General features: G+C 58.9%; 17 protein-coding genes and 1 pseudogene. 8 read left to right on the forward strand and 10 right to left on the reverse strand.

What is annotated here, in order from left to right; genetic code table 11:
- From Q363_RS21900 to Q363_RS21925, 6 genes and pseudogenes are all read right to left on the reverse strand, one after another.
- The coding region (locus Q363_RS21900; RefSeq protein ID WP_035354804.1) for a nucleotidyl transferase AbiEii/AbiGii toxin family protein at window positions 1–255 on the reverse strand (255 nt) is incomplete at its 3' end.
- Window positions 240–1,388, reverse strand: a complete 1,149-nt coding sequence (locus Q363_RS21905) for a hypothetical protein (protein WP_157467323.1) — start codon at window positions 1,386–1,388, stop codon at window positions 240–242. The genes Q363_RS21900 and Q363_RS21905, both read right to left, overlap by 16 nt.
- Window positions 1,389–1,766: 378 nt before the next feature.
- Window positions 1,767–2,168 (reverse strand): hypothetical protein, encoded by a 402-nt coding sequence (locus tag Q363_RS21910; protein WP_035354810.1) that lies wholly within the window; start codon window positions 2,166–2,168, stop codon window positions 1,767–1,769.
- Window positions 2,169–2,498: 330 nt separating this feature from the next.
- Window positions 2,499–2,798, reverse strand: coding sequence for a hypothetical protein (locus tag Q363_RS21915; RefSeq protein WP_157467324.1), 300 nt, complete (start codon window positions 2,796–2,798; stop codon window positions 2,499–2,501).
- Window positions 2,799–3,041: 243 nt separating this feature from the next.
- Window positions 3,042–3,996, reverse strand: a pseudogene (locus tag Q363_RS40900) (IS1595 family transposase).
- A gap of 393 nt (window positions 3,997–4,389) precedes the next feature.
- A complete protein-coding gene (locus Q363_RS21925; RefSeq protein ID WP_157467326.1) occupies window positions 4,390–4,827 on the reverse strand; it encodes a hypothetical protein in 438 nt (145 codons plus the stop codon).
- A 383-nt stretch (window positions 4,828–5,210) separates the two neighbouring features.
- Between Q363_RS21925 and Q363_RS21930 the strand changes: the two genes are divergently transcribed.
- The 4 genes from Q363_RS21930 to Q363_RS21945 all read left to right on the forward strand — a co-directional run bounded on the left by Q363_RS21930 (window position 5,211) and on the right by Q363_RS21945 (window position 9,985).
- On the forward strand, window positions 5,211–5,897 hold the full coding sequence (locus tag Q363_RS21930; RefSeq protein ID WP_035354818.1) for an L-ribulose-5-phosphate 4-epimerase AraD: 687 nt from the start codon (window positions 5,211–5,213) through the stop codon (window positions 5,895–5,897).
- A gap of 12 nt (window positions 5,898–5,909) precedes the next feature.
- Window positions 5,910–7,496, forward strand: coding sequence for a ribulokinase (locus Q363_RS21935; RefSeq protein ID WP_035354821.1), 1,587 nt, complete (start codon window positions 5,910–5,912; stop codon window positions 7,494–7,496).
- A gap of 379 nt (window positions 7,497–7,875) precedes the next feature.
- Complete coding sequence (locus Q363_RS21940; RefSeq protein ID WP_035354823.1) at window positions 7,876–9,462, forward strand: flavin monoamine oxidase family protein; 1,587 nt, start codon at window positions 7,876–7,878, stop codon at window positions 9,460–9,462.
- A gap of 31 nt (window positions 9,463–9,493) precedes the next feature.
- Window positions 9,494–9,985, forward strand: coding sequence for a RidA family protein (locus tag Q363_RS21945; RefSeq protein WP_035354826.1), 492 nt, complete (start codon window positions 9,494–9,496; stop codon window positions 9,983–9,985).
- Window positions 9,986–10,057: 72 nt separating this feature from the next.
- Here the strand turns inward: Q363_RS21945 and Q363_RS21950 are convergent, their stop codons facing one another.
- Window positions 10,058–11,308 (reverse strand): dipeptidase, encoded by a 1,251-nt coding sequence (locus Q363_RS21950; protein WP_051979137.1) that lies wholly within the window; start codon window positions 11,306–11,308, stop codon window positions 10,058–10,060.
- A 671-nt stretch (window positions 11,309–11,979) separates the two neighbouring features.
- Between Q363_RS21950 and Q363_RS21955 the strand changes: the two genes are divergently transcribed.
- Entirely contained in the window at window positions 11,980–15,516 is a 3,537-nt protein-coding gene (locus Q363_RS21955; protein WP_035354829.1) for a TonB-dependent receptor, read from the forward strand.
- A gap of 231 nt (window positions 15,517–15,747) precedes the next feature.
- A complete protein-coding gene (gnd, locus tag Q363_RS21960; RefSeq protein WP_035354832.1) occupies window positions 15,748–17,208 on the forward strand; it encodes a decarboxylating NADP(+)-dependent phosphogluconate dehydrogenase in 1,461 nt (486 codons plus the stop codon).
- A gap of 91 nt (window positions 17,209–17,299) precedes the next feature.
- Here the strand turns inward: gnd and Q363_RS21965 are convergent, their stop codons facing one another.
- A complete protein-coding gene (locus tag Q363_RS21965; RefSeq protein ID WP_035354836.1) occupies window positions 17,300–17,572 on the reverse strand; it encodes a hypothetical protein in 273 nt (90 codons plus the stop codon).
- Between the two features lie 166 nt (window positions 17,573–17,738).
- On the reverse strand, window positions 17,739–17,912 hold the full coding sequence (locus Q363_RS40905) for a hypothetical protein (protein ID WP_157467328.1): 174 nt from the start codon (window positions 17,910–17,912) through the stop codon (window positions 17,739–17,741).
- A 214-nt stretch (window positions 17,913–18,126) separates the two neighbouring features.
- Here Q363_RS40905 and Q363_RS21970 point away from each other — a divergent pair, with 214 nt between their 5' ends.
- Together Q363_RS21970 and Q363_RS21975 are read left to right on the forward strand one after the other, a co-directional pair.
- Window positions 18,127–18,513 (forward strand): HesB/IscA family protein, encoded by a 387-nt coding sequence (locus tag Q363_RS21970; protein ID WP_035354837.1) that lies wholly within the window; start codon window positions 18,127–18,129, stop codon window positions 18,511–18,513.
- Between the two features lie 152 nt (window positions 18,514–18,665).
- Window positions 18,666–19,868 carry a type II secretion system F family protein gene (locus tag Q363_RS21975; protein ID WP_035354839.1) on the forward strand — a complete coding sequence of 401 codons (1,203 nt, stop codon included), beginning with the start codon at window positions 18,666–18,668 and terminating at the stop codon, window positions 19,866–19,868.
- 32 nt (window positions 19,869–19,900) lie between these two features.
- On the opposite strand, the gene Q363_RS21980 is transcribed toward Q363_RS21975, so the two are convergent.
- Window positions 19,901–20,461 carry an HdeD family acid-resistance protein gene (locus tag Q363_RS21980; RefSeq protein ID WP_035354841.1) on the reverse strand — a complete coding sequence of 187 codons (561 nt, stop codon included), beginning with the start codon at window positions 20,459–20,461 and terminating at the stop codon, window positions 19,901–19,903.
- Window positions 20,462–20,504 lie beyond the last annotated feature (43 nt).

Here is a 20,504-nt window from a genome sequence, read left to right on the forward strand (position 1 = left end):
GAATTGGAAATTACGCGATTCGGGCACGACGGTGTAGGCCAGAGCCGCTAGTTTCTCCGCGACGTTTGCCGGCTTGTCCCGAAGGGAAATTGCATCCAGGAGAAAGTCGAAGTCCCTTGTGGCCCTGGCCTCGGCGAGGACGAACTTCAGCGCCTGACCGCCGACCAGAACGAATTCATCCGCAGCGGGACCCAGTGCTGTGAGCAACTCCAGCAGATACGTTTTTTGTGGTTCGGGAATCATGCCGCCTTCCACATTGGCTCAATGGCGTTGTCGAACAAGTAGTCTGCCTGCTTCTGATCACGGCCCCCGCGCGCCGCCAGATCGAGGTACGCCTGGACATCCGAGACTGTCGGAATGCCCTCGTAGCGTCTGGCGTACATGAATACGCCGAGATCGTATGGATCCAGGAAGCGCAGCATCGGGCCATCTGCTTTGCGTCCCGCCAGATTCTTGAGTTTGTCCGTTTGCTTAGGCGAGGGAAGGTAAGCGTCCACTGTGTCGAGATCGATGAAGGGCGCGCGGACGGCGGCTGCGGCTGGTCCGGTGAAGGCGAACGGGCCGAGGGAGATGGATCCGAGCGCGTTGCTGATGTTCGCCAGATCTTTCCCAAAGGGATTCGGGTAGGTGACGGTGCTCCGCAATCGTGAGCGATAGCGTTCCCGGTACTTTGTTGCCCAAGCGACCAGGAGGCGCTTTGGCTCGGGCACGAGGACCGACGTCCCGCGCCGGCGGACCCAGAGCTGGTCTTCGAGCGTGCGGAGGGCTTTCGAGATGGTGCCCAGACTGACAACGAAGGTACTCGAAGAATCGAGTTCCGTCACGATTCCGGAGACAACTGCATTGTCTCGGGACTCTCTTTCGAGTTCCTGGGCAATTTCACTCAGGGTCCAGCTACGCGGGTTTTGAAGGATAACTCGGAGGATGCGCGAAAAGCGGCCGGAGAAGACATTAACCTCGCGGGGCCCTTCCGCAGACTGAATGAAATCTTTGCTGCGCTGGCCCGTCCTTTGCAGGACGAATTTGCCCGGTACATTGATGGAGATGTTGCCGGCAAGGTCAAGGAAGTCGATTCCTGCCTGGATGCAGAAGGCCTGCGCCTGCTGAGAAAGCGACGGAGAGACGATGGCAAAGGTGGCGTCCTTCTCTATCGCCTTCAGACAGGCAATCCACGGGGCGATGATCTCCAGTTGCCTGGGACTGATTGCCTGCTTGATTTCAGCGTAGACGCGAACCTTGTTCGCTCCGGATTCCAAATCGAAGCGGACGTCGAATGGACGGTTCTCGGCCACATTGGTGACCCGTATTCCCGGTAGCTGCGCGAACGGAATCTGGTCCACGAGAGCCTGGACAACAGAGGCTTCCGTCATTAGAGCAGTGTTCGGCATGAAGCTATTTTCCCAGAATGGAAAACTAAATGTAAAGGAAAATTTTCCTATACACGACATTTCCCCATCTGGAAAATGGGACAATTGGCTGGAAGAACTCGGAAGCGGCTCGGACCTAGGGGAATGACACTCTGGCGTCACGGATCAGCCCTTTTGGCCCGCTGCTAAAAAGTTTGTCGCATCTTTGTCGCAAATACCGCCGATTGTGCCGGTTTCGCCGGCTCAGCCGACTCGTAAGTGCTGTACCGTCTATAATTTGCGGTTTGACTCATTCCATGGCATGGAAGAGCTCATTTTTCCCAAACGTCCTGAGATGCTCAGTGGAAGCGGATCAACTCCTAGTCATTCGTGAATATTTTTACGACGCGTGAGGTGGGTCTATTCCGAGAGAGCGGGGAAAGCGCGCGAGTTCTTCCGGAGTCGAGCTATTTGGAAGCAACCCGGCGCAGCGATGTACTTGGCTCCGGCTTCCTTCCTGGCTTCTGTCCATTGCGTCCGCATCTCCGGTATCGTCAATTTCTCGAAATCGATCTCATCAACTCCTCCGGCGATTGGCTGAGAGTACTGCTTGCGAACATCAGCGATTGGGATTCCGCTCGTCCTCACCGAGTATTGAATGACAGGGGCATTAAAGCCCTTGAACTGATCAAGGTATTGCCTCTCGAGATAATGCAGATGGAGAACGGATAGTTTGGTGTCGGCGAGCGTGTCGAAGACACGTTTGTCGTAGGGCCGGGTATATCGTTCGTGTCCAAACGGAGCCGAACTTGCTTTCCGCATTGAAGATGCTGACGAGCGCGCCGGAGGCGCCGATGTCCTTTGTATGGCGGATATGGCTGATGGTTGACTGCGTGATAGCCGCTAGCGCGCTGTGCCAGGCGTCGGGATTCTGTTGCTGGAATTCGTGAAGGCTTTTGATCTGCGCGTGCTCAACATCTTCCGATTTCCGCAGGTTCGCAAACTGCGGTTGCGATTGAAACACGATCATCGCCGTCATGTACGGCCCATAGATCGTGTCGATGAAATAAGCATCCCCATCCAATCCATCCCGGACGAGTCGCAGTGTGGCCAGCTGGTCCGGGAAAGGAGAGTCTGTCCAACGGCTTCAGCTCATACCATCTGCCGGTCGTGGACTGGGGGATAATCGAAATCATTCATGACCTTGACGATGTCGGTATTGTAAGTTCGATGGAATTCGAGATGGTCCTGTGCTTCCAGCTGTGCGCTCGCCCTCTTGTAGTGGTGGTAGAACGTAAACGGCGGGCGGTCGAGATCCTGCCCTCGTAAAGCGCGGTCAACGCGCTGCTTGTGAGTTAAAGTGGCTGACCCGGCCTTCTTGCCAAAAACCGGTCTTGCAAGCGCAAGAGTAGCGGTGGCGGCAGAGGTAGAAAGAAACTTGCGTCGATTCATGGTCAAATCCCATTCGGAAACTATCAGGCTAATGAAACCGGGAGTTCCCCCGGCTCTCTCTCTCAAGGAACTTACTGCATCTTTGAAGCATCCAGGACTTTGGCTCGCATTCTAGGTGGCATTTCGCCAATACGATGGAGACGAAGAACCCGTAGTCGCTACCTTCGTCTTCGCCAGACACTGCATCGCACAAGCTGCCTTCTGCTTATCTGGTTGTTTCAGCAGAGCCCAATGGGTTGTGGTTCAGGCTGTTCCGGGCGATATAGGACGGTCAGAGCCGCCCCGAATCTGCATGTAGGGCACGGGTCTACGTGCGGCTCCGAGACCGAGCAGGGTTTGAAAAGCGGCCATAGGTGTCTGGCGGCGATTGTGACGGAAAACGAACTCATCCAGGTAAACCTGGAGTTGCTCGCGACTCACGCCGTGATAGGTCCCGATCAACCACTGTTGCAGGTTCCCAATGGATCGATCGGCCAGTGGCACCACCGATTTCGAGCCTTTGCGAAGGTCGCCTTGCAGGGGTTGGGTACGCGGAACATGCCGGAATCCCACTTGTTCAAAACGGGTGAAGCTTTTGAGCTTGTCCGTGTAGATGGTCGAGCCGGAAGCCACATTTTGTTGGACAAACGCATTTAGGGTAACGCTCTTGAAGTCCGGGATGACCGCCATTCGTACTCGTCCTGACGCTTTCCCCGTTTCTCCACAGCTACGATGACCAAGGCCGCTTTCCGGCCTTTCAGTTGACGGCTTCCCCGCAGACCAGCTTGCGTGCCTCCAACCCAGGTCTCGTCAACCTCTACCTCGCCCACAGCGGCTCGCGTTCCATGTTCACCATCGCTCGGCGGAACTTATGAAGCATCATCCATGCCGTCTCGTAACATCCCAAGCCGAACTGACGTTGCAAAAGAAGCGCCGAGATGCCGCGCTTCTCAGTGGTCATCAGGTAGGCAGCCCAGAACCAAACCGTCAGAGGGAGTTTTGTGTTGTGAAGGACTGTTCCTGCCGTCAGCGATACCTGGTGCCGACAACGAGCGCACTGCCAGCGTCCCAGCCCTGTCAATTCGTGAGCACTCCTGCACCGTGGACACACGAAACCGTCCGGCCACCGGCAGGCAGCCAGATACGCTCGGCATGCCTCCTCGGTGGCGAACCGTGACTGGAATTCGCGCAAGTTCTTCGGGAATGTTGGACGCGGCACGCCCCTACACTACCCCTTGTGGCTTGCTGAAACAACCAGATAAGCAGAAGCTGCCTAGTGCGAAAAGAGGGGTGATACCAGTGATACCGCCTTTTGTGGAAATTGGTTCCCCAGGGAAGAATCTATAGACAACAGGGGAAGCCAGAGATTCCAGGGAAATAGCTTAGTTTCAGCGAGTTACGAGAGAAGCCCGGTGAATTCAGAAACATGGCGAATTACGGGGCTGGTCTTGGGCTGATCCCGCGCGGCCAGCCCATCGGCCCTACTTCGTTGGTAGCAATTGGGTAGCAACTAGCGCCGATTGGGCCGGTTTTGCCGCTCAATCAACTTATAAGCCATTTGCTGTCAATAAAATGCGCGTAGAACGGCAGCTTCACATGATGGCATTGCCAATCATCGGGAATCCTCTTTGGCGGCGGCCGCAGCCCGCTTTTCATTCCTCCAGGTCTGCTGTCTGCAGATTCGGCAACGAATCAGCAGGTTATCGCCTCGATGTTCGATAACCGCATTGTCGGAACCGATAAGATGGCCCTGCCGGCAGATACGGTGAGCAATCGCAACGGCCGAAAAACTCTGCTTAACCTCGACGTGCGCGGGATTGCAGCATCTTGAACCGACGCACTCCACCGCGGTAAGTGAATGTTTCAGGCGTGCACCCTTGGGAATGGGGCCGACGAACGCCTCATAGAAGATCCTATGGGCCTTTTGTTCCTTTCCCGCAAGGAAGATGCGTCCGTATCCAGCCGCGTCCCGCGCACCGGAGTATTCCCAGCATCCGGTGCTCGATTGCACCTTGATTAGGGTTCGCAAAAATTCTCGCGTCAGCTCCATGACTGTCATCGTACTATCACGTATTATCCACCACAACAATAAACTAAAGTGGCAGTTTCGGTGGCAGTTCAGATTTGGAATGGGTGCAGAACCGTGCGCGCCCGTGCCGCCCTCTGTTACTAGGCGATTAGCTTATTTAATGGGGTTTATGACGCGGAGTGCGCTTCGGTGCGCGAGGGTGCCAACGGCACAAATCGCATCCTAAGTCTGGTGCGTCTGCCAATTTCGCCACTTTCGCATGGAGGCTTGCCTACAGACAGATGAATTGTATCGTGTCTGCGTGCGGGCGTGGCGCTGGTCTCTGCATTAGTTTGGCTGGTGAGATCACGGAACGTATACTCTGGCTGTCTTCGTCACGGGAGAAACTTCTTACCCTCGACATTATGTTGCAGCTACTCAAAGAGCAGACCCTTGAAGCCAATCTCGAGTTGGTGAGGCGAGGACTGGTTTTGTATACGTTCGGCAACGCCAGCGGCATCGATCGCGAGCAGGGGCTTGTGGTGATCAAGCCGAGCGGGGTGGACTACGACGAGCTGAAGCCAGAGCACATGGTGGTGACGGATCTGGACGGTGCGATCGTCGAGGGTGACCTGCGGCCATCGAGCGACCTGAAGACGCACCTTGCGCTGTATAAGGCGTTCGAGGCGATTGGAGGGGTGGTGCACACGCATTCGGAGAATGCGACTGCCTGGGCGCAGGCGGGAAGGGATATTCCGGCGTTGGGGACCACGCATGCCGACTACTTTCACGGTCCGGTGCCGTGCACGCGGGAGCTGAGCGATGCGGAGATCGAAGGAGATTATTCGTTGAATACTGGCGCGGCGATCATCGAGCGCTTTGCGGGGATTGATCCGTTAGCGGTGCCGGGGGTTCTTGTGGCGGGTCACGCTCCGTTTACCTGGGGCAGGACGGTGCTTGATGCGGCGCACAATGCTGTGGTGCTGGAGGCGGTGGCGACGATGGCGTTCAAGACGATATTGCTGAACTCGCAGTGCGGTGTGTCGAATGCGTTGCTGGACCGGCACTACTTTCGCAAGCATGGCGCAAACGCGACCTATGGGCAGAGGTGAGGGGAACGAAGCATGGCGGTTGTTGCCGGAGTGGATTTTGGAACGCTGAGTGTTCGTGTCACGCTGCTCGACTCGGACAAGGGAAGACTGGCTACGGCGGCTGCGGAGTATCCGCTTGCACGGCGGCGTGATGATCCTGACTATGCGACGCAGTCGCATGACGACCAGATGCGGGCTCTCGTGACGGCGATGCGCGAGGTGCTGGCGCAGAGCGGGGTTCGGGGCGAAGCCGTGGCTGCGCTGGCGGTGGACACGACGGGTTCGAGCGTCGTGATGGTCGACGAAGATCTGAGGCCGCTGGATGACTACTATCTGTGGTGCGATCACCGTGCTCATCGCGAGGCGCAGGAGATTACACGGCAGGCGCATGCATCGGGGCTGGAGGCGATCGAATGGTGCGGCGGGGTCTACTCGCATGAGTGGGGATGGGCGAAGCTGCTGCACTGGCTGAGGCATGCGAGCGAGCAGAAGCGTGCGCGGTTTGCCACGGCGCTCGAGCACTGCGATATGGCGGCGGCGACGCTGACCGGCGTGAAGGATCCGTCGGGGTTGAAGCGCTCGGTCTGCGCGATGGGACATAAGTGGATGTGGAACCCGAAGTGGGGAGGGCTTCCGGCGGAGGAGTTTCTGGTGTCGGTTGATCCTCTGCTCGCGGGGGTGCGGGCGAAGATCGGCGGCGAGTATCTGACTTCCGACCACATCTATGGAGGCCTGAGTGCAGAGTGGGCGGAGAAGATGGGGCTGCGCGCGGGGATTCCTGTTCCAGTTGGTGCGTTCGACGCGCACTGGGACGCGATCGGTGCTGGATGCAGGCCGGGGGATGTGGTGAACGTGGTGGGGACATCGACGTGCATCATTGCGACTGCCGAGAAGACGGAGCTGGTGCCGGGAGTCTGCGGCGTGGTTCCGGGGAGCGTTGAGCCGTCACTGACGGGGATTGAGGCGGGGCTGTCGGCCGTGGGCGACATCTTCGAGGCGATCGCGGGCCGTGCCGGTATGAAGGTGAAGAACCTGGCGGAGGGGCTTGAAAGGTACAAGGCGGGGCAGACGGGACTCCTGCGGCTTAGCTGGGACAACGGCGATCGCACGGTGCTGGTGAATCCGGAGCTTGGCGGGGTTACGCTCGGTTGGAATCTTGTTCACACGGCGCAGGATGAGCTCTTTGCCGCGATCGAGGGGACGGCGTTCCATACCCGCATCATTCTGGAGCGCATGGCGGAGCACGGCGTTCCGGTGGAGCGGGTGATTAACGCCGGCGGCATTCCTCAGAACAATGCGGTGCTGAATCAGATCTATGCAAATGTTCTGAACAAACCGGTGCTTGTGCCGGATGGCACGCCGACGAGCCTCGGGTCAGGGATCATGGCTCTGGTTGCTGCGGGCGTCTTTCCATCGGTTGCTGCGGCACAGGAGAGGCTCTGTCTGCCATTCCGGAGTTATCTTCCGGAGGAGAACGCTGTGGGGATCTACGAACAGCTGTACCCGCTTTATCGCAAGGTGTACTTCGCGCTTGGCGCGAGGGAGAGCGAGGCTGTTGCTCTGGGGGATGTGTTGCCGGAGCTCAGGAGAATTGCGAGTTTGTCGCGGAGAGCGTGCTGAATGGAGCCTCATCGCCGCGATGAGGCGTTTGCGTTGATTCTGCAATACAATCACGTCCTCAGGAAAATTCGATGAGACAAAAGCTGCTTATCGTGCGTCGATACTGCATATATCGAGATTTCTGATCTGTGGTGTGGCGGGTGGCGGCGAGATTTTCCTTGCCCCATTCTGGTTTTGCGATAAAGTGACATCACAACAACTCAGTCGGATTTGTTTTGCAGCCCATTGGCCACGATGCCTCTTTGGCTGAAGCCCCTTCTTCCAGCGAAAACGTTCGAGATTGTCAGCGCGCGGAGACCGAGTCCGTCCCGCAGCGGTGGCGGCACTGGCAGTTTGAGTTTCATCACCTTTGACTTCATTCGTGACGAGGTATCTGTCGATGGGAATAACCAGGCGGGATTTTCTGATGCGTGTAGGGCAGGCTGGGGGATACAGCGCTGCGTTCACAACCATGCAGTCTCTGGGACTGATGCCGATGAAGGCGATCGAAGCTCAGCCGATTGCTGCTGCGGCGGGCTCGGGCACGGGCGTGAAGATCGTCGTGCTGGGCGGCGGAGTGGGCGGACTGGTTACGGCCTATGAGGCGAAGAAACTGGGCTACGAGGTGACCCTGCTGGAAGCACGGCACAGGCCGGGCGGACGCGCATGGAGCGCGCGCAACAGCGATGTGGTGGAGTTTGTCGACGGGACGACGCAGAAGGTGACCTGGAGTGACGGACTATACCAGAATATGGGGCCGGCGCGCCTGCCATCGGTGCATGGCACGATGCTGGGCTATTGCCGCGAGCTGAAGGTGCCGCTTGAGGTGGAGATCAACACGTCGCGGTCGACGCTGCTGCAGAACGACAAGATAAACGGCGGAAAGCCTGTCCAGCAGCGTAAGGCGATCAACGATACGCGCGGGCAGGTGAGCGAGCTGCTGTCGAAGGCGATTGCAGGCGGGGCGCTAGATCAGGAACTGAGCACCGAAGATCGGCAGCGGATGATCGACGCGCTGAAGATCTATGGGCCGCTCGACAAGGGAGGCAAGTACAAGGGCTCGGATCGCTCGGAGATCAAGAGGTATCCGGGGGCTGGTCCGCAGACGATGATCGTCGACGATCACCCGCTGAGCGTGCATGAGCTGCTGGACGCGAACTTCTGGGGCGCTGAGCTGTATGAAGAGGCGTGGGACTGGCAGGCGACGATGCTGCAGCCGGTCAACGGCATGCAGCAGATCTCGAATGCATTTGCGAAGGCGCTGGGGCCGGTGGTGGTCTATGATGCTCCGGTGACCGAGATCTCGAAGACGGCCAAGGGCGTGCGCGTGGGCTACACGAAGGGTGGCGCGACGAAGTTCATCGATGCCGATTACGCCGTGTGCGCGATGCCGCTGACGATTCTGAAGAAGATCAAGGCTGATTTGGACGCGGCGCACCGCGCGGTCGTCGATCGCGGCGGCTCGTCGTATCGCGGGTCGTGCAAGATTCCGTGGGAGTCGCGGCGCTTCTGGGAGACGGACTACAACATCTTTGGCGGCCTGTCGTTCCTTTCGCAGGGGCCGAGCCCGGTGTGGTACCCGAGCTGCAATCTCTTCTCCGATCGAGGCATTATCGTCTCCGGTTACATGGACGAGACGGTCGGTGGATTCGACAAGCTGGCGATGGAGCAGAAGTTCGAGGCGTCGCGTGCATCGATCGAGAAGTTGCACCCGGGTCACGGCAAGGAGCTGGAGAAGCCGGTCTTCTGTGGGTGGAAGCGCATCAAGTGGAACGAAGGCTCGTGGATCGGAGGGACGTCGCCGGCCGACTATGACGTCATCACCCAGCCAGATGGGCCGATCTACTTTGCCGGAGATCACACGAGCCATATCGTGGGCTGGCAGGAGGGCGCTGCGCTGAGCGGCAAGCGCGCCGTGCAGATGATCTGCGATAAGGTGAAGGCGGCGCGGCTTGAGGGCAAGCACCGCCAGACGGTTTCAGCATAACCAACAAGGGAACGACAAGGAGATCGCGTTGATGAAGAAGAGTGTTCTGGCAGTGGCGATGATGGCCGGATGCGCGGCAGCGATGCAGGCTCAGACGGGCGAGGTGGTGAAGCACATCCAGTCGGAGAAATCTCCGCTGGCCGCAGGTGTGTGGGTGGGAAGCACCTACTACATGAGCGGAAACCTGGCTTCGCCGGTGACGCCTGAGGACAAGGCGAAGGGGACGCCGGCGGTGTACGGCGACACGAAGACACAGACCACGTCGATTCTGACGAAGATTCAGGCTGGATTGAAAGAGCAGGGGCTGGATATGAAGGATGTCGTGAAGATGACGGTCTTTCTTGTCGGCGATCCGGCGAAGGGTGGTAAGGCGGATGTGGACGGCATGAACGCGAGCTTCCGCGAGTTCTTCGGAACGAAGGAGCAGCCGAACAAGCCTGCGCGTTCGACGGTGCAGGTGGCTGCGCTGGTAGTTCCGTGGGGGCTGCTTGAGATCGAGGTGATTGCGGCGAAGAGTAAGTAGGCGCGGTCAACGGCCAAAAGTGAGGGGGGCCCTGACGGGCTCCCTTTCTGTTGCTGATTGCAACCAAGTGAACTACTTCTTCGCGATGTCGGACTGGATGGCGGGTGTGGAGCGGAGCTCGCGGGCGCGCTGCTCGACGGCGCGCATCACGCGCAGGAGATTGCCGCCATAGATCTTCTTGATGTCTTCGGCGGAGTAGCCCTTCTCGAGCAGAGCGCGTGTGAGGGCGGGGAACTTGTTGTAGGAGTCGAGGTCTGGAGGCACGCAGCCTACGCCATCGAAGTCGGTACCGATGCCGACGTGGTCGACGCCTCCGACCTTGACGGCGTGGTCGATCTGAGCGACGACGTCAGCCAGCGTAGCGGGCGGGACTTTGCTGGTGAACTCGGCACGAAGCTTCTCGATAGCTGCACTCTTCGCGGCGGGGTCCTCGATCTTAAGGGTGGCGGCCATGTATTGATCGCGCATGGAGGCCTGGAGTGGCGTCGCGCCATCGAAGTAGCGCTGGGAGAGGAAGTCGCAGCCGAAGCTGATCTGCACGACGCCCCCCTTTGCGGCGAGCGCCTTGACCATCTCGTCGGTCATGTTGCGGGTGTAGCTGGAGACGGCGCGGCAGCCGGAGTGCGAGGCGATGATGGGAGCGCTGGAGGTCTCGAGCGCGTCCCAGAAGGTCTTGTCGGCGGTGTGGGAGATGTCGACCATCATGCCGAGGCGGTTCATCTCGCGGACGACGTCCTTGCCGAAGGACGTGAGGCCGTTGTGGTGCGCGATGCCGGGCTTGTCAATGTCGCCCTGAGAGTCGGCCCAGTTGTTGGTGTTGAAGTGGGTGAGTGTCATGTAGCGTACGCCGAGCGCGTAGTAGTCGCGGAGCAGGCGCAGGGAGTCTTCGATGGCGTGACCGCCTTCGATCCCCATCAGCGCGGCGATCTTGTGCTGGTTGTGCGCGCGTACGATGTCGCTGGCGGTGGTGGCGAAGACGAAGTCATTCGGGTACGCGGCGATGATGTCTGTGCGGACGGTGTCGATCATCTGCAGGGCGCGGTTGGCGGAGTGGTTGCCATTGACGTACTCGGGGCCGACGTAGACGGCGAAGAACTCAGCGCCGAGGAAGCCGTTCATGCGGGCGAGATCGGTCTGGCCGCTCTTGTTCGGTGTAGCGATGTCGTAGCCTTCCACGGTGCGCGAGGTGACGTCGTCGTGGGTGTCGATGAGGATGGCGTCGCGGGTGATGCGGTCGACCTCGGCCTGTGTTGCTTTGTGCTGCTGGGCTGCGAGAGGAAGAGCGAGCAGAGCGAAGGAGGCCATGGGAGAGACACGTCGCATGATCGGCAAGGCAGGACCTTTCTGTGTTGGTATGCCTCCACAATAAAGGGAAACTGGCGGAGCGAAACAAGTAACGATGACCGAAGCTTATTTTGATTGTTCTTCTTCAGAGAGAAAAGCAGCCGTGAGGACGGGTGTTTGAAACGTCAAAGTCACGTCGCGCTAACTTCAAGATGCGATTAAATTTTTGTTGACACCCAATATTCCCTCGGCTAGTCTCGAGCCAATCACCACCAAGGCTATTTCTCACATCAGTGGGGCCCGCAGAGCACCAAGGTCTCGTAACCATGACGTGTATTTAGCTCCCTTCCGTAGTGCGTTTTGTGAACAAGAGCAGAGAAGGATTTTCCGGATCTGTTCGGCGTTTCCAGCAATTCCAATTTGCCGTAGTTCCTCCGGCGACGCAGTCGGAGAGCAGATTGTAGAGACCCCCGCCGTTATCTACAGCAGTTCCAGTACAGGACGATTCTCCAGGCGAAGAAGACGTCTGGCCGCAGAGGCGTATTTGCTGCCGGGCAGTTAGCGGATTTCTTTGTCACGCCCCGAGGTGTATCTCGGTGCGGGATGTGTGCCGGTGCAGGATTGAAAACTCTCGCTGAAGCCTGGCCGCACAGGCTCGCACTCTACGTGTCTTTAAAACCCTGGTATTTCGAACACCGATGGAGGCCAACATGCATCGTCTATACGAGAAGGTTTGTGGATCGCTCTTCCTAGTCGTGATGTTGATGGCGGCAGTGACGGGCGCAGTTGCTCAATCGAACTATGGCGCCATTCGCGGAATGGTCGCAGACAGCCAGGGGGCCGGCATTGCGGGCGCGGCTGTGGTTCTGACGTCGGAGGCGACGAAGATCACGCGGTCGACGATCAGCAACGGAACGGGCGAGTATGTCTTCAGCGCGGTCAGCCCCGGAACGTATAGCGTGACGGTGACGAGCGAGGGTTTCAAGCGGTCGGATGTTCGCGGCCTTGTCGTGGATGCAGGTAATACGATTACGCACGATGTGAAGCTGGACCTGGGCTCGACGAGCCAGAGCATTGAGGTGATTGCGACCGATCCGGTGGTGGACAATGCGACCTCGTACAACGGTCAACTGATTGACTCGCAGAAGCTGCAGAACCTGCCGAATCCGGGTCGGAATCCATTTCTGTTCTCGAAGCTGGACAATAACGTCACTCCGGTGGGCGACCCGCGCTTTGTGCGCTTCCAGGATCAGAGTGGATCGTCAACGATCTCGATTGCCGGCGCGCCTCTCAGTTCGAATAACTATGCGGTTGATGGAATTCCGATAACCGACTTCAGCAATCGTGCGGTGATTATTCCGTCGATCGAGGCTGTGGAAGAGGTGAAGGTGCAGGCGAACACGTACGACGCCGAGATTGGGCGAACGAGCGGCGGCATGTTCAACACGACGCTGCGCTCGGGCTCGGGCCGGCTGCATGGCGTGGTGCAGGGTGAGACGAGACAGACGAACTGGGGCGCGAATCTCTTCTTCAACAACAGGACTCCTTACAAGGATCCTGTGACAGGAGTCACCCAGCCCACCACGCCGCGGGGCGCGGCTGAGTTCTACAGCTACGTCGGCTCGCTGGGCGGTCCGATTCCGCTGCCGAAGTGGCTTGGCGGCAAGGATAAGACGTTCTTCTGGATCACGGAGGAAGGCTATCGCCAGCGGTCGCCTCTCACGGCGTCGAACAGCTTCCCGGTTCCGAGTTTGGCGCAGCGGGGCGGTGATTTCTCCGACCTGGGCGGAGTGACGGACGCCAGCGGCAACTGCCTCTCGGGCCGCTGCATCTTCGATCCTCTTACCAGCACGGTCGTGAATGGCAAGGTTGTGCGCAAGGCGTTTGTCGGAAACAAGATTCCGGCGAGCAGAATCAATACGGTCGGGCAGGGGCTGGTCAATGCCTATCCGACTCCCAACGCTGCGGCGACGGGCTTTGGCGCCCTGAACTTCAACGGGGGCGACACGCTGGGTGACCGTGCCGACGAGTTTGTCGGCAAGATCAACCACCAGTTCGGAACACGCTGGCTGGCAGACCTCTACTACATGCACTACGGCTCAAAGGAGCCCGGCGGCAACGCTCTGCAGAGTTTCGCCGGCAGTTCTTCGTCGTATCTGCTGTACCGCAAAGTCGACGCCTTCGGAATTCAGAACACCATCACCCTGAATCCCACGACGGTTCTGACTGCGGGCTTCGGGTTCAACCGCTTTCCGAACGATACACAGGACATCAGCGCCGGATTTGACCAGACAACGCTGGGACTTCCCGGTTCATACGTGAGCGCGCTGCCCAAGAAGGGCTTCCCGCGCATTACCACCTCAAGCACAAGTAACCTGGCGTATGAAGGAACATCGAACTCCGGTCCCGCGGTTTACTTTTCGCGGAACTTCGTCGTCGGTGTTGCGAAGAGCCTGGGCAAGCACAATCTGAAGACCGGTTACACCTTCCGCGCGATCAGCCTTACGTATACCAGTCTCAGCGATGCCAGCGGAACGTACGCGTTCGACAACCAGTTCACGTCGGCGGACAACACGACGTCGTCCGCGACTGGAGCCGATGCCGCGGACATGCTGCTGGGTTACCCATCTTCCGGCTCGGTCATCATTCCCTCTCAGCTTGCGATCACCACTGGCTACCACGGTGTCTATGTGCAAGACGACTGGCGAGTGACGTCGAAGCTGACCCTGAACCTGGGTCTGCGGTATGAGTACGAGCCCGGTGTTCATGAGCGGAATAACCAGTACTCGGTGGGCTTTGACCCAACTGTGGTCAACCCGCTGACGAACACCTCGGGTGTGAAGACCATGGGCGGAGTGATGTTTGCCGGCCAGAACGGATACCCGACGACGACCGGTGACATGGGCAGCAAGTGGGCTCCGCGCGGTGGAATCGCCTACCAGGTGGACGACAAGACGGTCGTTCGTGGTGGATGGGGCATCTTCTACATTCCGCTCGTCTACAGCAACTCGGCTTCGCTGGCGCCTGGATTTGTGGCGACCAACAGCTACGTGGCGACCAATGGAAACGGCCTTCCGGCGAACAGCCTTTCGAATCCGTTCCCCAATGGGTTGGCTGGTCCGACGGGAAGCGCGAGCGGTTATCTGACGGGAGTGGGAAGCACGCTGTCGGTGATCGATCAGCACAGACGGGCGCCGCAGTACACGTCGTACTCCTTCGATGCACAGCGTGAGTTTCCATACGGAATTGCCTTGAAGATTGGCTATGTCGGCGGTCACGGAAAGAACATCTCGAACTCGCTGAACATCAACCAGCTGGCCGATAACTACTATTCGCTGGGCAGTGGGCTAAATCAGGCGGTCGCTAATCCGTACTACCAGAAGGGCGGCACAGGATCGATCGGGTCTTCGACGGTGAGCGCGTATCAGCTCCTGCGCCCGTTCCCTGCCTTCGGCACGATTACTGATGCGGTGAGCGTGGGGCGGTCGGACTTCAACGCTCTCGACGTGAAGGTGCAGAAGCGGTTCGCACGCGGGCTAACGATACTCGCTGCATACAGCTGGACCTCGAACTGGGATAACATCTGGGGCGCTTCAAGCACTCTGAATCCCGGGAACAATGGTCCGCAGGACATCTACAACCTTTCGCCGGAGTACTCGCGGGCGATCAACGATATCCCGAACCGCTTTACGCTGGCGACGACGTATGAGCTTCCGTTCGGAAGGGGCAAGACGTTCCTGAGCGGCGCCAACCGCTGGGTCGATCTGCTGGTCGGAGGATGGAGGTTCAACGATGTGATGATTATGCAGAACGGTGCTCCTCTGCCGATTACGCAGTCGTCGAACCCGAACTCCAACTTCGGCAACTCCACGACGCGGCCCACGATCGTTCCCGGCGTCAATCCATGCTACTCGGGCAGTCCGCAGGGTAGGTTGAACGCCTACTTCAACGCAGCTGCCTATGCCGCGACCATCGGCACGGCAAAGGGAGGCGCGGCCTACGGCAACGCAGCCCGTACCAGCAGTTGCTATGGGCCTGGCTACATCAACTCGGATATCTCACTCAACAAGAGCTTCCGAATCACCGAAGCCGTCAATGCTGAATTCAGAGCCGAAGCTTTGAATGCTTTCAACACGCCGCAGTTCAACGGACCGACCCTGGCTGTCGATTCGTCGAGCGCTGGTAAGATCACTGGAACGCTGGGCTTCCCGAGGCTTGTACAGCTTGGCGGCAGAGTCTACTTCTAACAAAAACCCAACAGCAAACAGAGTGGAGCACCGCGTCTGATGTGGTGCTCCCTTTTCTTGGGTGATTGTCATTTGTGGAAGACGTGCCGAGCCAGTTTTCTCATTCTCCCCCTATGATAGGAAGACGCTTCGCTGGCCATCGTTTGATCTGGGACCGGTGATGCCTCGTACGCATCTTGATTTTAATGCCGCGTCGCGTCGGAACAGGCGAGACGCTTCGGGAGAATGAGCATGGCTGAAGGAAGTTGCGATATTGGTTTGGTCGGTCTGGCCGTGATGGGCCAGAACCTGGTTCTGAACATGAACGACCACGGATACAAGGTGGCGGTGTTCAACCGGACGACGTCGAAGGTGGACGAGTTTCTGAACCATGAGGCGAAAGGGACGCAGGTGGTCGGGGCGCACTCGGCCGATGAGCTTTGCAAGCTGCTGAAGCGTCCGCGGCGCGTGATGCTGATGGTGAAGGCGGGCGAGGTCGTCGACCAGACGATCGAGCATGTGCTGTCGTATCTCGAAGAGGGCGACATCATTATTGACGGCGGCAACTCGCTGTATACCGATACGAACCGGCGGACGAAGGCGCTTGCCGAGAAGGGGATTCTATTTATCGGAACTGGCGTGAGCGGCGGCGAAGAGGGTGCACGGTTCGGCCCGTCGATCATGCCGGGAGGAAATCCTGCTGCGTGGCCGCACGTGAAGGAGATCTTTCAGGCGATTGCGGCCAAGGTCGAAGACGGTACTCCGTGCTGCGACTGGGTGGGTCAGGACGGGGCGGGGCACTACGTGAAGATGGTGCACAACGGCATCGAGTATGGCGATATTCAGCTGATCTGCGAGGCCTACCAGTTGCTGAAGGATGGCCTGGGGATGACGGCTGATGAGTTCCACGAGATGTTTTCCGAGTGGAACAAGGGTGAGCTGGACAGCTATCTGATCGAGATTACGGCTGAGATATTTGCCAAGAAGGACGAGGATGGTCATCCGATGATCGACAAGATTCTGGACACGGCTGGGCAGAAGGGAACCGGCAAGTGGACGGCGATCTCGGCGCTCGACCTGGGGCAGCCGGTGACGCTGATCGGCGAGAGCGTCTTTGCGCGGTGTCTTTCGGCGCTGAAGGACGAGCGCGTAGCGGCGTCGAAGGTGCTTCAGGGGCCGATGAAGGTGCTGACGATCTCGGAGAAGAAGGAGTTTATCGAGGACGTGCGCCGGGCGCTCTACTGCTCGAAGATGGTGAGCTACGCGCAGGGGTACATGCTGCTGCGCGCCATCGAGAAGGAGCAGAACTGGGAGCTGAACATGGGCGGCATTGCGCTGATGTGGCGCGGCGGCTGCATCATTCGCAGCGTCTTCCTGGGCAATATTAAGGCGGCGTTCGACAAGAATCCCAAGCTGCAGAACCTGCTGCTGGACGACTTCTTCTCGAGCGCGCTGAACAAGTATGGATGGTCATGGCGCAAGGCGGTCATCCATGCGATTGAGATTGGCGTCCCTACGCCGGCATTCTCGACGGCGCTCGCGTTCTTCGACGGCTATCGGACGGAGCGGCTGCCGGCAAACCTGCTGCAGGCGCAGCGCGACTTCTTCGGCGCTCACACGTACGAGCGCGTGGATAAGCCGCGAGGCCAGTTCTTCCATACGAACTGGACCGGGCGCGGAGGGCGCGTCTCATCGACGACGTATAACGCGTGAGACGGCTTGAAAAGGCAAAAGGGCGGGCCATGGTGGCTCGCCCTTTTCCTTTTGCTCGTTGGGGAGATCTTGGTTGGGCTTGGCTGGGAGATTATTTCAAGCGCTGCCAGGCGTCGTAAGTAAAGATGCCGACGATGCCGACGGTCATGGCAGCGGCGGCGAAGCCGAGGACGCGAATAAAAGGCTGGATCTGATTGACCTTCCGAACGATCTCACTCTGCTCGCGTTGTTCGTTGCTTTCAGTATCACTTAGGAAGAGCTGGTCTTCTTCGTAGCGGGTCAGTTGTCCGCGGTAGGCGAGCAGCGCGAGAAAGCAGGCCGCCACCACTCCCCAGACGATGAGCATGACGGGTATTGCGCTCATGGCAGGTTCCTCCGCCCTTTGCAGGGGTGTGCAACGTAGTTGAACGGTCTCGACTGGCATAGCGCGCATGACAGCGAGTCCGTTGGTGGGCATCATACGCCCGCCGGGGGAAGATGAACCAGTTTTTTGCGGGGCCGTGCCGGGTTAGTGACCGCGCCCGGCGACTTTAATGACGAGCGACAACATAGAGGGCCACTGCGACACCTGCGACCACGATCACGACGACGGCGCTGAGCAGGAAGGCGATAAACCGCGCGGCGCGATTGGCGGCCTCCTCGCTTGGCTGCGTGATTCCAAAGGTGTTGATGAAGGCGTTGGCGAGAAAGAGGAGCGGTTTCATAATCTTCCCCGACGGCCGGTATCCGGCTTGGCATCGGTTCCAGGTCGCATGGGGGGATGGTACCAGCTTTCGGAGCCCGTTTGCCTGCACCAGTTGCGCGGGTGGCGCATCTAAGTGGTGAGAGATGTGTCTCGGATCCCGCGGTGACCCAGGTCTTGCCGGTGGGATTGCGAGGGCATACACTTTAGGAGTCTGAGCAACACAAGGAGATTCGATGGCCACTGCAACCGCTACCCCTACCGCTGAAGTTGTTACCGGGACGCCTGCCTCCACGCATCCCGTGACCCTGACCACCGCGGCGATTGCCAAGGTGAAGGAGATCATGGCAACCCAGGACCCGGTTCCGGCTGGATTGCGTATCGGCGTAGTCGGGGGCGGATGCTCTGGGTTCCAGTACTCGATGTCGTTTGAGAACCAGTCCGGCATGATGGACAAGGTCTATAAGTTCGACGACCTGAAGGTCTTTGTAGACGCGACCTCGGCGATGTACCTGGTGAACTGCACGGTCGATTATGTCGAGACGCTCGAGGCGGCAGGCTTCAAGTTCGAGAATGCCGCGGTGAAGTCGACCTGCGGATGCGGATCGAGCTTCAGTGTCTAAGTCCTAAAAAGGTTGCGAAGAGCCCCGGTAGATGCCGGGGCTCTTTTGCTGTTTAAAAGGCCTGCGGGTCTGGTATGGCTTGTGCGAACGTCTAAGATGGACGAAGGTTCTGCGTTATTACCTTTGCGGGTCGGGAATAGGCTGTTTTTTTTATGAATGAGTTCGTGGTTCGGTTGGCGGATGAGCGGGGCAGGGTGCAGGAGCAGACCCATTTGGCGGCCACGGCCGAGGAGCTGCGGGCGCGGTTCACCCAGGCCGGTTACTACGTCTACTCCGTAAAGGCGCGGGGCACGCTTGGGATGTCGAGCCGGAAGAAGGTAAAGCTGGAGACCTTTCTGGTCTTCAACCAGCAGTTTCTTACGCTCATCCGGGCCGGACTTCCTATTCTGGGATCACTCGAATTGCTGGGCCGGCGGCAGAAGATCGCACACTTCCGGGGACAGCTGGCGGACGTGGCGGGCCGGGTCAAGACAGGCGAGTCCATCTCGCAGGCCTTTGAGGCGCAGGGTGGCTTCCCGCTGGTCTATACGACGACGCTGCTGGCCGGCGAGCGCTCGGGAAATCTGGAAGAGGTTCTGCAGCGCTACCTGGATTTCCAGCGCGTGTCGCTTACCTTTCGCAAGAAGCTGAAGGCCAGCCTCATCTATCCGGCGCTACTCATCGTGATGGTAATTGCGCTGTTCATCTTTCTGATCACGTTTGTCGTGCCGAGGTTCGCACAGCTCTACGAGCAGCTCGACACGCAGCTGCCTGCGCTGACTACGTTCCTTTTGAGCCTGGGACAGAACGCGCAGCACTATGGAATCTACTTCGCCGCGGTCATTGTGCTGGTGGCGTTTCTGTTCTATCGATGGATGAAGACCGACGCCGGGGCGACCGCACTCGACAAAGTGAGGATCAGCCTGCCGATCTTCGGGGCTGTATGGCTGAAGTACCAGGTGGGGCTGTTCTCGCGAACGCTGTCGACGCTGCTGACCGGCGGCCTGCCGCTGGTGCCGTCGCTGGAGACGGCGGCGCGTTCGATCGACTCGCGGCAGGTGGCGAATGCTGTCATGCGGTCGGTAGAGACGGTTCGCGAGGGCCAGGGGCTGGCGCGGAGTCTCGAGCAGACGAAGGCCTTTCCGGAGCTCGCGATCGAGATGATCGAGGTCGGCGAGTCAACCGGTGCCCTCCCGCAGATGCTGAACTCGGTCGCCGAGTTCTTCGAAGAGGACGTCCAGACCAGCCTGACGGCTGCGATGAGCCTCATTGAACCGCTAATTCTCGTGGTGATGGGCGTGGTAGTGGTGACGATCCTGATTGCACTCTACCTGCCGATCTTCAGTCTTGGCGCAACTGGAGTCACCGGGCGGTAGGAAGCGCCAGTTGTGTAATGGCATTGGAACGCCTAAATCGCCTTGAGGACACGCTTTGCCGTCAGTGAGAGCATCAGTCGCGAGAAGCCACTGAAGAGCATGCTGACACCTACCAGCGTACCAATGGCCCAAACGGAGCTTAAGGGCCAACGCGACCAGATCATCCAGGCAAGCAGAAGCGTAATAATGCCGTCGAAGAGGATCCAGCCGGCGCCGCCCCGGCTACGCGCCTGGAAGAAGAGGACGAGTTCGAAGATGCCCTCGAAGAAGAGGTAGAAGGCCAACAGCAGTGTAAGCGAGGCGAGGCCATAGTCGGGATGCAGGATCAGGTAGACTCCGGCGGCCAGGTAGACGACGCCGACGAGCACCTCCCAGACTTTGCTGCCGGCGGCCGGGGTGTTCCACGCGAAGACGAAGTGGGTGATTCCGCTGACGATCATGGCCCAGCCGACGAAGATGGTGACCCATAAGCCTCCGAAGGAGGGGACCAGCAGGGTACAGAAGCCGGCCAGAATCAGCAGGATACTCAGGAAGATGGACCAGTTAACGGACTTGTGAGCGTAACCGGTGATTGAAGTTGCGGAGCTGCTCATAGTGGGGTCCTCCAAAAGGTGTAGATTTCGGGGCCCAAGGCTG

Origin of the sequence: Edaphobacter aggregans DSM 19364 (assembly GCF_000745965.1) — a bacterium.
Taxonomy (GTDB): Bacteria; Acidobacteriota; Terriglobia; order Terriglobales; family Acidobacteriaceae; genus Edaphobacter; species Edaphobacter aggregans.

Excerpts from the sequence above, each read along its gene's own strand:
- Q363_RS21940 (WP_035354823.1), top strand. The coding sequence starts at position 7,876 with ATGGGAATAACCAGGCGGGATTTTCTGATGCGTGTAGGGCAGGCTGGG.
- gnd (WP_035354832.1), top strand. The coding sequence starts at position 15,748 with ATGGCTGAAGGAAGTTGCGATATTGGTTTGGTCGGTCTGGCCGTGATG.
- Q363_RS21980 (WP_035354841.1), bottom strand. The coding sequence starts at position 20,461 with ATGAGCAGCTCCGCAACTTCAATCACCGGTTACGCTCACAAGTCCGTT.
- Q363_RS21935 (WP_035354821.1), top strand. The coding sequence starts at position 5,910 with ATGGCGGTTGTTGCCGGAGTGGATTTTGGAACGCTGAGTGTTCGTGTC.
- Q363_RS21910 (WP_035354810.1), bottom strand. The coding sequence starts at position 2,168 with ATGCGGAAAGCAAGTTCGGCTCCGTTTGGACACGAACGATATACCCGG.
- Q363_RS21955 (WP_035354829.1), top strand. The coding sequence starts at position 11,980 with ATGCATCGTCTATACGAGAAGGTTTGTGGATCGCTCTTCCTAGTCGTG.
- Q363_RS21915 (WP_157467324.1), bottom strand. The coding sequence starts at position 2,798 with ATGAATCGACGCAAGTTTCTTTCTACCTCTGCCGCCACCGCTACTCTT.
- Q363_RS21965 (WP_035354836.1), bottom strand. The coding sequence starts at position 17,572 with ATGAGCGCAATACCCGTCATGCTCATCGTCTGGGGAGTGGTGGCGGCC.
- Q363_RS21925 (WP_157467326.1), bottom strand. The coding sequence starts at position 4,827 with ATGGAGCTGACGCGAGAATTTTTGCGAACCCTAATCAAGGTGCAATCG.
- Q363_RS21970 (WP_035354837.1), top strand. The coding sequence starts at position 18,127 with ATGGCCACTGCAACCGCTACCCCTACCGCTGAAGTTGTTACCGGGACG.
- Q363_RS21930 (WP_035354818.1), top strand. The coding sequence starts at position 5,211 with ATGTTGCAGCTACTCAAAGAGCAGACCCTTGAAGCCAATCTCGAGTTG.
- Q363_RS21975 (WP_035354839.1), top strand. The coding sequence starts at position 18,666 with ATGAATGAGTTCGTGGTTCGGTTGGCGGATGAGCGGGGCAGGGTGCAG.
- Q363_RS21950 (WP_051979137.1), bottom strand. The coding sequence starts at position 11,308 with ATGCGACGTGTCTCTCCCATGGCCTCCTTCGCTCTGCTCGCTCTTCCT.
- Q363_RS21905 (WP_157467323.1), bottom strand. The coding sequence starts at position 1,388 with ATGCCGAACACTGCTCTAATGACGGAAGCCTCTGTTGTCCAGGCTCTC.
- Q363_RS40905 (WP_157467328.1), bottom strand. The coding sequence starts at position 17,912 with ATGAAACCGCTCCTCTTTCTCGCCAACGCCTTCATCAACACCTTTGGA.
- Q363_RS21945 (WP_035354826.1), top strand. The coding sequence starts at position 9,494 with ATGAAGAAGAGTGTTCTGGCAGTGGCGATGATGGCCGGATGCGCGGCA.